Raw genomic sequence first — 14,319 nt, 5'->3', positions numbered from 1 at the left:
GGCTCAGGGAAGTGCGGCCTCGGCGAGGAATGGCGACGGCATCGTCACCTTGTCGCCGATGCGCGTCGAGGCCGTGAGGATCAGCCGTTTGCGTGCGCGCGTCATGGCGACGTAGAAGAGGCGGCGCTCGCCTTCGAGCTTGCGCTCGTCATTGGCGGAGCGCAGCGGCCAGATGCCATCGACGACGTCGAGCATGACGACCGTGTCGAACTCGCGTCCCTTGGCGCGCAACGCCGTCATCAGGTGCACCGGCTTCTTCCATATCTCGTTGTCGCCGTCGCCATCCATGCCCGGCAGTCTGACCAGCGTATCCTTCGCCTTTTCGAGATCGTCGACGAATGCCTGGAAATCGGCGCCGTATCGCTCGGAGAATTCGACGAGGTAGAAGAAGGGCGGGTCGGCGAGGAAGATATCCTCGGTGCTACGCCCATAGTCCTGCCGGAAGCCGGAGTAGAGATTCTGCAGCGCCTCGACCGCCGCACGCACCGTCGGGGCGTGGATGAGCTGGCGCAGCTTGACGGCAAAGCTCGCCGCCGTCGCCCCCTCGTCGCTCTGCCCGCGGATCGGTCCATCGTAGGTTTCGAGCTGATCGATGGCCGCATCATAGGATTTGGGGCGAATCTGCCGGATATGGCGTGCCATCGCGTCGGCCTCGGCACGGCGCAGCGGGTAGCGTTGCACGGAGTTGCAAAGGGCCATCACGTCGTCGACGATAGTCGGCACCGCGACGCCGAGCCCTGCCATCGTCCGCGTCCGGAGAGCACCGAGCAGACGGTCGAAGGTTTCGGAGAGGAAGAGATGGAGATCCTCCGCCGCGCAGAAGGGTATGTCGTCGCGCGCCAGCAGGATCTGATACGGAATCAGTTGCGCCCGCTTGCGCGAGAGAAGCGCCATGCGCGCGCCGGGCGTCTTCCTGCCGACGAAAGCGCGGATTTCCGAAAGCACGTTCTCGACCGAATCGAGAAACGTTGCGCCATTGTGCATGTCGACAACCGCATCGATGGTCGACACCGGATGCATCGCCTTGGCGACGCGCCGCTTGTTGTGGGCGATCAGCCTTGCCGATTTCTCCACGATGTTGCGGGGGCTGCGGTAGTTCTTCTCCAGAATATAGGTAGCAAAGCGCCGGTCGAGATAGCGATTCGGCTCCAGGATGAAGTCGGGTGCGGCGCCGCGCCATTCGAAGATCGCCTGGTCGTCGTCACCGACGATCGTCAGGGCGGACCCGTTCAGCTCGGCAATCGTCGTGATGAGCGCCAGGTCGAGCGGGTTGATGTCCTGGAACTCATCGACCAGGATCTCGGTGATGCGCGCTTCCTTGGCCATCTCATGTCCGGAGGCGAGCTGGCGCCGCTGGTCGAGCCAGGCACCGTATTTCTGGTCTTCGAGCGTGAACGTGCTGGTGTTGAATTGCTGCGTGCAGGCATTGTTGAAAAAGGGCAGCGCAACCTCAAGGAACGGCTCCCAGCGGCGAGTCGTAAGCACACCCAGATCCTCCAGCCGCACTATGTATTCTTCCAGAAGAGGAAGCAGGCCGAGTCCGTCCAATGCGTTCAGCCGGTCATCGGCCATCCGTAGCGAACCGTCCTCATGGTCGAAGCCGAGCGTCTTCATCATGTCGAGCAGACCGGCCAACAGCTTGGGTAGCTTGAAGGGCTGGTGCTTCATGCCCTTTTCCAGGGCCGGCACGGCGGTCCAGGCCGGCGCTAGGATGGTCTTGACCATGGTGGATCGTTCGAATTCGGACACGTGCAGGCGAGGCGACGCCGAAAGGGCCTTGAGCCGGCGATGGCCCCAGCCATTGAGGGTCACGACGTCTGCGCGCGCGGCCACCCCCGCGAATTTCTCGCCGCTCAACCTCGATTTCAGCTCGTCGCGCGCTGCGCGCGTGAACGAGACGATGAGAAACCTCGAGCCCGGTGCACGGCGGTGAAGCTCGGCGCAGCGATGCAGCAGCGACAACGTCTTACCGCTGCCTGCAGGCGCGAGTAGGCGGATGTCGCGTTCTGGCGCTCGTACGAAGCAGAGCTGGGTCCCGTCGAGACCGCCATAGGGATCAATTGTGGGAGTGCCGATCGTAGCCGCCATGCTCAGGCAAACCATTTCTTGATGTATTGGGTCATGGCGGCTCCTACGCTCGCCCGCCGCCACTCGCATAGAAGCGCCGCTTTGCACACGCGTCCTTGGCGTCGTAAATCTCAGGCAACTCAAAGAACCGTGTCAGCTGTGAACGGCGGCTCACAACAGACCGAAATCCTTCACCATACAATTAGCTCGATTGGGGCTGCGATGCGCTCTATTTAACATACACAGGACGCCGCAGGCGCTCTTTGACGAACGCACTGTTGTCTATCCAAGATATCGGCGTCGGACAATTGAAAACTCGGCGGAGTGACAAGGAGACCCTACTCCGATTGCTGTGCGTCTGCCCTCTTGCGGAAGTGGCTTGGCGGCGCACCGATGATGCGCTTGAAGGCTCGACTGAAAGAGGCCTCGGCATCGTAACCGAGCCGGTCGGCTGCCACCGAGACACGCATTCCCTCGCCCAGCCATTGGCGCGCCTGATGCATGCGCACACGCACCACGTAACGCGCCGGTGTATCGCCGACGACCTTCTGGAACCGCTCGGCAAATCCGGAGCGCGACGCGCCCATCAGCCGCGCAAGCTCCGCAAGGCTCCAATCCCGGTCCGGCTCCAGATGGATCGCCGCCAGCACCCGGCCGATATCGGGATTGCGGACCGCTGCGATCCAGCCGGTCGTCTCGCCGCAGCCATGCTCGACCCAAGTCCGAATAAGCGTTGCGGTCAGGACATCGGCAAGGCGGGCGAGTATGCCGCCTGCGCCGACCCGGTCCAACTCCACCTCGCGCGCCATGGCGTCGAGCAAATGAGGGATCGCCGGATCATTCCTGGCGAGATCGCTCGTCAACATCGCATCCGGCATCAGCTGCAGCAAGGGGTGAAGCTTGTCGATGTTGAAGCGCATCGAGGCCGTCAACGCCACGGTTTCGCCGCAGCCATCGGGGCACTGGACGTCAAACACGCCCTGGCAGACCTCCTTGCGATCGAACCGTTCAAATGGCTGCGGCGGAATTCCCGGGGCGTTGGCAATTACATGCGCATTGCCGCGCGGTAACAGCACCGCATCGCCCGGCCGCAATTCCAGCCAGTCCCCGCCCGGGGTCTGCAGCCAGGCCGCCCCCGTCGATATGAAATGAAAGCGAGCGGCGTCCTCCGCCGGAAACGACGTTGACCAGGGCTCGGATAGCCGGCATCTGCCGTATTCGACGCCGTCGAGCCGAAGCCCTCGCAACATTTCGCTGAGAGGATCGGGGAGGTTGCCGACGCTGGGTTTGGACGAACGGTCAAGCATGTCGGACTTTCTAGCATGGAAAGTACACGCTGTCAGGTCTAAGTCTGAGCTGGTCGCGGTAAGGCTCGCTGCGAAACCCGGCACACAGGACTGAACCCCATGACAGATACCACCGTCGAAGCGGCCGATGTCGTCGCGTCTGCGTCTGGCTCCCGCATCGAGACCCCGTCGCGCTGGAGCGCTGTCGGCGCTTTGAGCCTCGGCGTCTTCGGCCTGGTCACGGCGGAATTCCTGCCGGCGAGCCTGCTGACCCCCATTTCCGCAGACCTCGGAGTCTCGTCAGGCGCCGCCGGCCAGACGGTGACGATCACGGCCATTGTCGCGGGGATCGCGGGTCCGGGCATTGTCATCGGCACCCGGAACCTGAACCGGCGGTGGACCCTTTTCGGGTTGGCCGCCTTGCTCGTGCTCGCCTGCGCGCTCGCTGCCCTCGCAAACGGGCTGACCATGCTTCTCCTGTCGCGCGTCCTCCTCGGTATCGGGCTTGGCGGCTTTTGGGCAATGGCCGGCGCGATCGCGATGCGCCTGGTGTCCACCGAGCACTTGCCGCGCGCGATGGCTATAATCTTCACCGGCGTCTCGGTCGCCACCGTCACGGCGGCGCCGCTCGGCGCCTATATCGGAGCGACGCTCGGCTGGCGGGCCGCCTTTGTCGTTGCCGGCCTGGTCGGCGTGCTGGCGCTGATCGGGCAAGCCGTCACGATTCCCTCGCTGCCGCCGGCCGGACATGCCGGATTGGGCACAATGGCTGCAGTTTTGCGACGCCCGAAGATCCGGGTCGGGCTCATTGCAACGATCCTCATCGTCGCGGGACATTTTGCCGGCTTCACCTATATTCGCCCCTATCTCGAATTCATCCCGCGTTTCGATGCGAAACTGGTTTCGCTCGCGCTCCTCGGCTACGGCGTCGGCGGCTTCTTCGGCAATTTCGTCGGCGGCATGATCACGGAGCGGAATGCCGCGCTGGGCAGCGTCTTTGCTGCCGGCCTCATCGCTGTCTCCGCCGCGATCCTCGTCACCGCGGGTGCCTCGGGCGCGGTGGCGGCGGTGGGTGTCACGCTTTGGGGCTTCGGTTTCGGTGCCTTTCCGGTCAGCATCCAGAGCTATATCACCCGTGCCGCCCCGGACGAGGCAGAGAGCGCCGGCGCCTTGCTGCTCACGACGTTCCAGATCGCCATATCGAGCGGCGCGGTGCTCGGTGGCCTGCTCGTCGATGTCGAGGGACCGCTTGCCGTCGTGCTCTTCCTCGGCGTCATGTGCTTGCTGGGAGCCGCGATCATGGCGGTCCGCGGCGGCAGGCAGGTCGCCTTCAGCCAGGGCTGACCGAATGCGTGCGTGCCGGCGGGCGGATGGATGTCCAACCCGTTCCGTCGGTGTGAGACGCCTCGCTAGAGACGCTGCGGGACGGCTGCTGCAAAGAAGTCGGTCGCGCGGCGCACGCGCGCCGGCACGAACCGACGCTTCGGCCAGACGAGGCTGATGTCTCTGCCGTCTTCGAGAAAGTCGTCCAGTATCGTGATCACGTCGGGATGATTGAGCTCATCGGCGAGCGAGACCTTGGCGAAGAGGCCGATTCCGACGCCGGCGAGAACACCAGCCCGGATCGTTTCGACGCTGTTGGAGGACAAGTTGCCGCGAACGGGCACGCTGAACCGTCCATGCGGGCCTGAAAAGGGCCATTTCGCCAAGTCCGCCAAGCCACCGTATAGAAGGCAATTGTGCTCACTCAGGTCTGCGGGAGTCCTCGGCATCCCGTGCTTCTCGAAGTAGCGACGGGATCCGACGCAGACGAGGGGCGTGACCGCCACCCGGCGGACAACCGCGTCCGGGTCTTCGACCGGCCCCACCCTGATCGCCAGGTCGATCCGATCTTCCACCATGTCCCGCACGAAATCCGAAAGAACGAGATCCACCTGAAGGCCGGGATAGAGCGACAACAACTCGGGTATCAGCGGCAGGATATGCAGGCGGCCGAATGTGGAGGCCGCGCTGATCCTGATGAGGCCCGACACGGCCTGGGTGCTGCTCGTCAGTTCGCTATCGGCATCGTCGATTTCATCAACGAGCGGCTTCGTCCGGTCATAATATCGCTGCCCCTGATCCGTCAGGGTCACGCTGCGGGTGCTCCGATTGAACAGCGCCACGCCGAGGCGCTTCTCGAGCGCGGCGATTGCCTTGCTGACAGCGGGCTGCGACTCGCCGGTCCGACGCGCAGCAGCCGAAAAGCCGCCCGATTCGACCACCGCGATAAAGGCACTCAACTCCTGAAATCGATCCATTTCATTCTCTTTAGGCATCAATCTTATGAAGATCCGCAGTATTATCGATGTTTTTCGCATGACCTAAATGAGGCGTCTACCAACGCTTGAAAGGGAATGCGCCATGAATATCGATATTACCGGACGCAAGGCGGTCGTTACCGGGTCTACGGCGGGCATCGGCCGAGCCATCGCCGAAGGACTGGCACGCGCTGGGGCGTCCGTCGTGATCAACGGACGCGGCGAGGAACGGGTCGCGACAGCGCTTCGGGAGCTGCGCACGCTTTTCCCAAACGCCGAGCTTGCCGGTGTCTCCGCCGATCTCGCCAACCCGGAAGGCGCGGCCGAGTTGTTCGCACGGGCACCGGATGCGGATATCCTCGTCAACAATGTCGGCACGGGGCGCCCGAAGCCGTTCTTCGACATTGCCGACAAGGAGTGGATCGATCTCTTCGAGCTCAACGTCATGAGCGGCGTCCGCGCTTCCCGCCACTATGTGCCGGGCATGACGAAGCGCGGCTGGGGGCGTGTCGTCTTCATCAGCAGCGAGTCCGCGCTCGCGGTCCCCAAGGACATGGTCGATTACGCCATGACCAAGACGGCTCAGCTCGCCATTGCGAGGGGCCTGGCCGAGGAGGTCGGCGGAACGGGGGTCACCGTCAATTCGGTCCTCCCCGGTCCAACGAATTCGGAGATCATGAGCGGTTGGATGAAGGCGACCGCAGAGGCGCAGGGCATCACGCAAGAGGAGGCCGAGCAGCAGTTCCTGAAGACGCTGCGCCCGACAACACTCCTCAATCGCTTCACGACGACCGAAGAGGTCGCGAACCTGGTCGTCTATGTCTGCTCGGAGCAGGCGTCGGGGACGACGGGCACGTCCTTGCGTGTCGACGGCGGCGTCGTGCGGACAATCGCATAAGGCTTCCGCTTCGCGCAACGCTTGGCGCGGCTCCGGGAAGGGCGAGGCACCGGTCCCCTCCCGGGGCAGACCAACGCCCAGGTCAAATGCGTTCGTACGCATATCTAATTTGGTCATTCAAATAGCGCTATCCAGCGCTGGCGCCAATGCAATCGCTTGAGGTCCTCATGACGGGTTCATATCCACCACCGGCTTGGAGACATTGCCGTATGTCCACTGACCGCTTTTGACGCGTTTGAGCCAAAGTTAGGGAGTGACCGTGATGGAGATCGGCGTTCGAGCTCGCCTTCAGCTGAAGTGGGGCACGCAATTCTTGCATGCCCATCCGTCTACATGACGAAGACGGCTCGGGCACCGGGCGTCTCCTCATAGGCCATGGCCTGGTCGATCTGATCGAGGCTGAACTCCTTGCCAATGCGTGTCCTGAAGAGAGGTTCGTCGATCAGTCCTTCGATTTCCTTCATCGCTGCAGCAAGCCGCAGTGGGTTCGAGACCGTGGCGTTTTCCAGGACCGAATATCGTCTAAGGACCAGGTTTTTGCCCATCAGAAGCATCGTTGAAAAAGAAACGGGCGCGGAACCGCCCAGGAACCCGTAGACGTAGATCGTCGAGTTCATGGGAAGGCTCGGCAGGATATGGCTGAGCAGATCGCCGCCGACTCCGTCGAATACTGCGCTCGCCCCGAGTTCCGCCGACAACGCGCCTACGCTCTCCTCGAAGTCGGGCTCCGTCGTCACCAAGACATGTTCAGCGCCATGCGAGACGAGTTCCGCGCGCGCTGACGTCGAGCGGACGACAAAGATCGCCGGCACATTCTGTCGGCGCGCAAGCGACACCGCAATGCGGCCTGTCGCAGATGTTCCTGCCGTGACGATCATCCCCTTATGTCCGTCTGCGGCGATTTGCGCCAGAAACGCATAGACGGTGAGGACATTGGCGAACGAGCCATTATAGTCCCGGACGCGAACATGATCAGGCAGGATCAGGCAGCTCCCGTAGGGCAACTGCGCCTTCTCGCACCAGAGGCCGACGATGGCCGGGCTTCTGACGAGGGTCTTGTAGATCGCCACCGGCTTGCCGACGTAGTCCGGAGGAACACCCGGCCCGATCGCCACGACCTTACCCGCGCCATTGGACCCATAGACGTCCCAGGCGCCGCCTGACATGGAGGCGCCTCCGGGCAGGGGCCGGCTCAGGAAGAACCGATCGCCATGCGTTATCGTGGCAGAGTCCATGTCAACGAGGATGTGGCCAGGCGGCGGATTTTGCGGGGCGGGAATATCGCGAAGCTCCAGTGTTCGGCTGGGTGTCACGCAAATCGCTTTCAAGGCTGTCTCCTCTGCGCCTCCGCGAGCGCGGCATCGCGCCCTTCGCGGCTTGCGACATAAGACAGCGACCTGCTAACAAACGACAAGTACGGAATTTTTTGTTAGTGGGTCACGCGATGACAACACCGAAGCAATGCCCCGTAATCTTTACCTCGCGCGTTATCGGCGGGCGGTGGAAGGCGAAGCTCGTCTGGCTGCTCCTTCGGAATGAAAAACTGCGCTACACCGAGCTGCGTCGCGGATGTCCCCCGATCAGCGACAGGATCTTGTCGAAGGAGCTGAAGGAGCTCGAAGGGTGGGGCCTCATATCGCGACGGGAATACGCAACGATTCCGCCCAAAACCGAGTATAGCTTGACCGCCTTGGGCGAGACGCTTCGGCCGATAATGGCGGCGATGGCGGAATGGGGCGATAAAACCCAAGAGATTATCGGCGTGGCGTCGGAGTGAAGACGCGTCTGGTGTGCGTCCGAGGCCAACGACTGCTTTTGGCGCGAGCAGACGACATTGGCTTTTCATCTCGGCTCGTGCCCGACAATGCCGCCGATCGTCTGGCGGCATTGTCGGGCTGCTTCGCGAAGCCGCCGCCGTCGGCCGCGGCGTGGAATACGCACGACCGAACACACCCTTTCGAACCGGCCTCGCGATCGAAGCCGCCACCGGCGCCGCGAAGGATGCCGCCGTTTAAAACCGTATCTGCCCGGCGTGCAGGAAGCACATCTTGCTGAACAGCGAGAGGTCGAGCGGGTTCGGCAGGCGGACGTCGCCGATGTCGGGGCAGGGTTTCTTCGCCGGGTCGTAGGAGCGGTCGATCTGGGAGATGAAGACGAGAATGAGGCCCCGGTCGGCGGCGAAGGCCTTCAGGGTGCGGATCTGCGCCATCAAGGGCGGGTTTTCGCGCCTGTGGTCGAGCAGCTGCAGGTAGTCGACGACGACGAGGGTGCCGGGCGGCGCCGTGGCCAGCGCTCCGACGATGTAGTCGGCGCTGATGGCGTCGGAATCGTCGAAGTCGAACAGGCCTCCGAAATGCGCCGGGTCTGCCCCGATGGCGCGGAAGCGATCGATGACGTCCCGCGCCGTATATTCCAGCGTGAAGAGCACGCCGCGGCGGCCCGCCTTCATGGCTTCCACCGCGAGTTCGAGGCTCATCAGCGTCTTGCCGTGGCCGGGCCGGGCGCCGATGAGCACGAGGTCGCCGGGTGCCAGCCGGGCGAACAGCCCGCCGGCGGGCGATGTCGCGGTCCGCCTGGCGGCGAGCAGGCTCCAGGCGCCGAAGCCTTCCCCGGCGGCCACGCGGTCGAGCGCCTGGTGGAGCGGAATGCGTTCCTCGCGCGACAGGCGCCTGGCCCGGCGCTTCAGATGGTGGACGGGTGCGGACAGCTTCACGGCAAAACCTCCCCTTGCGAGCGATCTTCGCAACCCCTCCTTATGCCTGGTGCCCGAACGGTCGGTCCGAGGATGGGATGGCCCGGCATGAACGATGCTTTCCCGAGCGGAGGGGGGAGGCGCGGGCCGCGCCGGCGGCAAGCATAGCCGAGTCGCGGCCGATCGAAAATCGCCGGGGGCGGGCGTTGTCGCGGGAAGGGCGGACGGGACGTCCGCGCGCCCGGGGAGTGCTGCCGGCGGCGTCAGCCGGACCAGCCGCGGTGGATCACATAGACGGCGACGGCGAGGACGAGCGCGGCGAAGAGGCGGGCGAGCATGTGCCGGCTGGCGGACAGCCGGGTCGCCAGCAGCATGCCGCCGATGCCGCCGAGGATGCCGCCGGCGATGAACTCGGCCGCCAGCGCCCAGTCGACCAGGCCGGCGCCGGCATAGTTGAGCGCGGTCGCCAGCCCGAAGGTTCCGACGGCGAGCAGCGAGGAGCCGATGGCGCTGATCGTCGGCATGCCCGTGGCGAGGATGAGCGCGGGGACGATGAGGAAGCCGCCGCCGATGCCGAAGAAGCCCGAGCCGAAGCCGGTCACCAGGGCGGCGCCGGCGGTGAGAGCGCACATGCGCAGGTCGACCGGGCGGGCGACCGCCGGCGCCTCGCGCCGCGGGCGCAGCATCAGGAGGCCCACCACCAGCATCAGCACGCCGAAGAAGAGCAGCAGCCGCCTGCCGTCCACCAGCATGCCGAGGCTGGAGCCGAGCAGGGCGCCGGCCGTGCCGATGAGGGCGAAGACGACGGCGCAGCGCCACCAGACATGGCCTTTGCGCGCATGGGCGACGAGGCTGGCATAGGCATTGACGGAGACGGCGAGCGCGCTGGTGCCGATCGCCACATGCGGATCGGCGACGCCGACCACATAGAGGAGCAGCGGCGTGGCGAGGATGGAGCCGCCGCCGCCGAGCAGGCCGAGGATGAAGCCGACGAGGCTGCCGGAGCCGAGGGCCGGGACGAGGGTGCCGGTGATCATGAATGCCGCCCTGCAAGGAGGCGGTCATGCACGATCATGCCGACCGCCATCGCGGCCACGAACAGGATGACGGGAGGAAGACCGGTCGACAGCGCCGAGACCGCCGGCCCCGGGCAGAAGCCCGCCAGCCCCCAGCCGACGCCGAAGATCGCCGAGCCTGCCAGCAGGCGGGCGTCGATCCTGGTCTTTTGCGGGAGGTGGAACTGGTCGTCGAGCACCGGCCGTGCCATGCGGCGCTGGAGCAGGACGCCCGGCACCGCCATCGCCACGGCGCCGGCGAGCACGAAGGCGAGGCTCGGGTCCCATCGGCCGGCGAGGTCGAGGAAGCCGAGGACGCGGGCGGGATCGACCATGCCGGACAGCGACAGGCCGAAGCCGAAGAGGGTCCCGGCGGCGAGCGCGGCGAGAAGGCGGAGCAGGGCGCGGGCGGTCATCCGAGCAGGCCTCCGAGGGTCGCCGTAAGGATGCCGGCGGCGAGAAAGGTCGCCGTCGCCGCGATGGAGCGGGGCGAGAGGCGGGCGAGGCCGAGGATGCCGTGGCCGGAGGTGCAGCCGCTCCCCATGCGGGAGCCCACGCCGACGAGCAGGCCGGCGGCGAGGATCACCGGCCAGGCGGCGGCGACCGTCAGCGCCGGCAGGGCGCCGAACAGCGCGGCATAGGCGAAGGGCCCGGCAACGAGGCCGGCGACGAAGGCGGCGTTGAGTGCGGCCCGCCGGCCGAGCAGGAGGCGGCCGACGATGCCGCTGATGCCGGCGATGCGGCCGTCGAGGACGAGCAGCAGCGAAGCTGAAAGGCCGAGCAACATGCCGCCGAGGAGGGAAGGCCAATAGGCGCTCATGCCCGGCCCTCCGGCCTGCAGAAGATGTCGTAGAGCGCGTTGACGAGCTGCGCCGCCTTCGCCTCGGTGAGGCGGTAGAAGATCTGCTTGGCCTCGCGCCGCGTCTCGACGATGCCGGCCTCGCGCAGCACGCCGAGCTGCTGCGACAAGGTCGGCTGGTGGATGTCGAGCTGCTCCTCGAGGGCGCCGACCGAATATTCGCCCTCCACCAGGGTGCAGACCAGCATCAGGCGCGCGGGATGCGACAGGGTCTTCAGCAGGGCGGCGACCTCGCCGGCACGCTTTTCCATGTCCTCGCGCGTCATGCGGTCGCGCAGCTCCGGCGGGGCGGGGATGGCTACGGTCACCATGAGGCGCCTCCGAGGGCGTCGAGGGGGAATTTCAGGTAGCGCCGGCCGTTCGCCTCGGGCTCCGGCAGCCGTCCGCCGCGCAGGTTGACCTGGAGGGCGTGCAGGATGAGCTTGGGCATCGGCAGCGACTTGTCGCGTTCCTGGCGCAGGCGCACGAAGGCGGCCTCGTCGATGCCGGCCAGATGCGGGTTGGTGCGCTTCTCGGCCCCCACCGTGCTCTCCCAGCGCGGGTTGCGCCCCTCGGGCTGGTAGTCGTGGCCGGCGAACAGGCGCGTCTCGTCGGGCAGCGCCAGGATCGCCTGGATCGACCGCCACAGGATGTCCGCCCGGCCGCCGGGGAAGTCCGCCCGCGCGGTACCGCTGTCCGGCATGAAGATGGTGTCGTGCACGAAGGCGGCATCGCCGATGACATAGGTGACCGAGGCCAGCGTATGCCCGGGCGAGAACATCACGCGCCCGTCGATCGAGCCGACGCGGAAGCGGTCGCCGTCGGCGAACAGCCTGTCCCATTGCGAGCCGTCCGTGCGCAGCTCCGGCCAGTTGTAGATGTCCTTCCACAGGGCCTGCACCTCGGTCACATGCGCGCCGATGGCGGTGGGGGCGCCGGTCTTCTCCTTCAGGTAATGCGCCGCGGAGAAATGATCGGCATGCGGATGGGTGTCGAGGATCCATTCGACCGAAAGCCCCTGCTTCTCGATATAAGCGAGGATCGCGTCGGCGCTCATCGTGCCGGTGGAGCCGGATTTCTCGTCGAAGTCGAGGACGGGATCGATGATGGCGCAGCGCCTGGTGGCGGGATCGCTGACGACATATTGCGCGCTCCAGGTCCGGGGATCGAAGAAGCCTTCGACCTGCGGCACCCGGCTCGTCTCGCGCTCCAGCCATTTGACCGCGCCGGACAGGTCGAAGCCGTAATGCCGGCCGAAGGCGGGGACCTCCTCGATGCGCATGCGCCCGTCGAGCACCTCGCCGAGGACATGGAGGGCGAGGGCGCGCATGCCGCTCTTGCAATGGGCGAGGACGCGCCCCTGCGCCCCGGCGACGAAGGCCTGGAAGGCGCGCACATCGGCGCGGGTGATGCTCGCCAGGCTGACGGGGACGAAGGCATAGGCGAGGCCGGCCCTCTCGGCCGCCGCCTTCTCGGCGGCATTGCCGGGCTGGCCGGGCTCCTCGCCGTCCGGACGGGCGTTGAGCAGCGCGGAAAAGCCGCCTTGCGCCAGCGGGCCGAAGGCGGCGGGATCGGGCTGGCCGGCGATGGACAGCCGGTCGGTGACGGAGACGGGTTGCATGATGCGGCCTTTCGAGAATCGATATACATTTAAGTAAAATATATAATGTTGAGATGCAAGGGGGGAACGAAATTTTCCGCGCACCCCGCCGCCCGTCCCCGGTGCCCGGCAACGTCATCCCGTGCGCACCGCCACCCTGCGAGGGTGGGTGCAGACACGGGACCGCGTGCGGAACGAGCCTCATCCTGCCCGCGGTCCCGGACGCGATGCGTCACTGACGTGCCGCATCGCGTCCGGGATGACCGGCCGTTGCCGGGCGGGGGGGCGAGACTACCCCGCGCCGCGAAGGAAGCGGTCGACTTCCTCGCGCTCGGGGATGCCGAGGCGGCCGCCGAAGCGGGTGCATTTGATCGCCGCCGCGGCCGAGGCGAAGCGCACGGCTTCGGGCGCGCCCATGCCCTCGCCGAGAGCGAGCGCCAGCGCGCCGTGATAGGTGTCGCCGGCGGCGAGCGTGTCGACGACCTCGACCCGGAAGGCGGGGATGTGCTCGATGCGGCCGTCTGCCGTGAACCACGTTCCTCGCGGGCCATGCGTCACCGCCTGCCAATTGGGGGCGCCGGCTGCCAGTTCCGCCAGCGCCGCGGCCGGGTCCTCGCGCCCCGTCATCTCGCGCGCCGCCTGGTGCGAATAGGCGACATGCGTGGCCGCCTGGAGCAAAGCGGGGCTGTCGGGGGCGCTGTCGACGTCGAGCACGCCGGGGCATCCGGCCTGCCGGGCGAGGGCGAACAGGCGCAGCGCCGCCGCCTCCCAGCGGATGTCGCCCATCACGGCATCGGTGCCGTCCGGCAGCGCCTCGGGCAGCCATGCCGGCTCCTGCGGCAGGGCGTCGTCGGTATAGGTCACGATCAGGCGTTCGCCGGCGGCGTCGACGAAGATCGCCGAGAGCGGTGAGGTCAGGCCGGGAATGCGCCGGATGAGCGCGCAGTCCACGCCGAAGGCTTCGAGGCCCTCGACGATGTCGCGCCCGGTCGCATCGTCGCCGAGGCGCACCATCAGCACCGCCTCGCCGCCGAGCCGGGCCACCGCGACGGCGGCGTTGGCGGCGAGGCCGCCGCCGACCACCGTCAGGGCGTGGCTGCGATATTTCTCCGGACGGACGGGCATCTCCCGCACCGCGAAGATGAAATCCTGAACCGCCGTGCCCGCCAGACAGACCTTGGCCACGTCGCCCCCCCCCCCCCCCGGAATGGTCGATTTTCCGTCCGCCCCTCCCTATCGGCCGGAGCGTCCTGCATTCAAGCGCTTCGGCCGGCGCGAAGGCAAGGAGCCCGGCGCATCTTCCTACCTGTTTCCGACCGCGGACCGGGGCGAGTCGGCATTCCGGGTCTCCTCGGAAAAGGCCAGGGAAATATGGATGTCGAGCCGCTCCTTGACGGCGAGCGAGGCGGCCGCGAAGGCGGCTTCCAACGCCGCTTCCGGCATGTCGTAGGGGCCCGTCCTGTCGCCGTCATGGTCGATCATCCAGCCCTCCCGGCGGCTGACGATCCGGTATGACGCCTCTTTCGCCTTGTCCATTGCCGTCTCCTCGCTGATGTCGCCTGCAAGGAACGGACGATGGGAGC

The 14,319-nt window shown here is 66.2% G+C and carries 15 protein-coding genes; 3 read left to right on the top strand and 12 right to left on the bottom strand.

Annotated features, from left to right (window positions below; genetic code table 11):
• Positions 1-3: 3 nt before the first annotated feature.
• On the bottom strand, positions 4-2,088 hold the full coding sequence (locus J3R73_RS26600; RefSeq protein WP_307434372.1) for a 3'-5' exonuclease: 2,085 nt from the start codon (positions 2,086-2,088) through the stop codon (positions 4-6).
• 317 nt (positions 2,089-2,405) lie between these two features.
• Positions 2,406-3,374, bottom strand: a complete 969-nt coding sequence (locus tag J3R73_RS26595) for an AraC family transcriptional regulator (RefSeq protein WP_307434369.1) — start codon at positions 3,372-3,374, stop codon at positions 2,406-2,408.
• 99 nt (positions 3,375-3,473) lie between these two features.
• Between J3R73_RS26595 and J3R73_RS26590 the strand changes: the two genes are divergently transcribed.
• Positions 3,474-4,697, top strand: coding sequence for an MFS transporter (locus tag J3R73_RS26590; protein WP_307434366.1), 1,224 nt, complete (start codon positions 3,474-3,476; stop codon positions 4,695-4,697).
• A gap of 65 nt (positions 4,698-4,762) precedes the next feature.
• Here the strand turns inward: J3R73_RS26590 and J3R73_RS26585 are convergent, their stop codons facing one another.
• Entirely contained in the window at positions 4,763-5,653 is an 891-nt protein-coding gene (locus J3R73_RS26585; RefSeq protein WP_307434363.1) for a LysR family transcriptional regulator, read from the bottom strand.
• Between the two features lie 103 nt (positions 5,654-5,756).
• Between J3R73_RS26585 and J3R73_RS26580 the strand changes: the two genes are divergently transcribed.
• Positions 5,757-6,551, top strand: coding sequence for an SDR family NAD(P)-dependent oxidoreductase (locus J3R73_RS26580; protein WP_307434361.1), 795 nt, complete (start codon positions 5,757-5,759; stop codon positions 6,549-6,551).
• A 329-nt stretch (positions 6,552-6,880) separates the two neighbouring features.
• Here J3R73_RS26580 and J3R73_RS26575 read toward each other — a convergent pair whose 3' ends face one another.
• Positions 6,881-7,879, bottom strand: coding sequence for a zinc-binding dehydrogenase (locus J3R73_RS26575; RefSeq protein WP_307434356.1), 999 nt, complete (start codon positions 7,877-7,879; stop codon positions 6,881-6,883).
• Positions 7,880-7,995: 116 nt separating this feature from the next.
• Here J3R73_RS26575 and J3R73_RS26570 point away from each other — a divergent pair, with 116 nt between their 5' ends.
• Entirely contained in the window at positions 7,996-8,328 is a 333-nt protein-coding gene (locus J3R73_RS26570; RefSeq protein WP_307434354.1) for a winged helix-turn-helix transcriptional regulator, read from the top strand.
• Between the two features lie 234 nt (positions 8,329-8,562).
• Here J3R73_RS26570 and J3R73_RS26565 read toward each other — a convergent pair whose 3' ends face one another.
• The 8 genes from J3R73_RS26565 to J3R73_RS26530 all read right to left on the bottom strand — a co-directional run bounded on the left by J3R73_RS26565 (position 8,563) and on the right by J3R73_RS26530 (position 14,272).
• A complete protein-coding gene (locus J3R73_RS26565) occupies positions 8,563-9,264 on the bottom strand; it encodes a DNA helicase (protein ID WP_307434350.1) in 702 nt (233 codons plus the stop codon).
• Between the two features lie 242 nt (positions 9,265-9,506).
• Positions 9,507-10,280, bottom strand: coding sequence for a sulfite exporter TauE/SafE family protein (locus tag J3R73_RS26560; protein ID WP_307434348.1), 774 nt, complete (start codon positions 10,278-10,280; stop codon positions 9,507-9,509).
• The gene (locus J3R73_RS26555; protein WP_307434345.1) at positions 10,277-10,714 is read right to left on the bottom strand and encodes a YeeE/YedE family protein; all 438 of its coding nucleotides are present in this window, start codon (positions 10,712-10,714) and stop codon (positions 10,277-10,279) included. The genes J3R73_RS26560 and J3R73_RS26555 overlap by 4 nt, the downstream gene beginning before the upstream one ends.
• Complete coding sequence (locus J3R73_RS26550) at positions 10,711-11,118, bottom strand: YeeE/YedE family protein (RefSeq protein WP_307434342.1); 408 nt, start codon at positions 11,116-11,118, stop codon at positions 10,711-10,713. The genes J3R73_RS26555 and J3R73_RS26550 overlap by 4 nt, the downstream gene beginning before the upstream one ends.
• Positions 11,115-11,468 carry a sulfite-sensing transcriptional repressor BigR gene (gene bigR / locus J3R73_RS26545; protein ID WP_370880017.1) on the bottom strand — a complete coding sequence of 118 codons (354 nt, stop codon included), beginning with the start codon at positions 11,466-11,468 and terminating at the stop codon, positions 11,115-11,117. Before bigR ends, J3R73_RS26550 begins: the two co-directional genes overlap by 4 nt.
• Complete coding sequence (gene blh, locus J3R73_RS26540; RefSeq protein WP_307434339.1) at positions 11,462-12,757, bottom strand: bifunctional sulfur transferase/dioxygenase Blh; 1,296 nt, start codon at positions 12,755-12,757, stop codon at positions 11,462-11,464. Before blh ends, bigR begins: the two co-directional genes overlap by 7 nt.
• A 270-nt stretch (positions 12,758-13,027) precedes the next feature.
• The gene (locus J3R73_RS26535) at positions 13,028-13,921 is read right to left on the bottom strand and encodes a PfkB family carbohydrate kinase (RefSeq protein WP_307434335.1); all 894 of its coding nucleotides are present in this window, start codon (positions 13,919-13,921) and stop codon (positions 13,028-13,030) included.
• 117 nt (positions 13,922-14,038) lie between these two features.
• Positions 14,039-14,272 (bottom strand): hypothetical protein, encoded by a 234-nt coding sequence (locus tag J3R73_RS26530; protein ID WP_307434332.1) that lies wholly within the window; start codon positions 14,270-14,272, stop codon positions 14,039-14,041.
• Positions 14,273-14,319 lie beyond the last annotated feature (47 nt).

Origin of the sequence: Labrys monachus, from assembly GCF_030814655.1 — a bacterium.
GTDB classification, from domain to species: domain Bacteria; phylum Pseudomonadota; class Alphaproteobacteria; order Rhizobiales; family Labraceae; genus Labrys; species Labrys monacha.
This window is presented reverse-complemented; position numbering and strand designations above follow the sequence as displayed.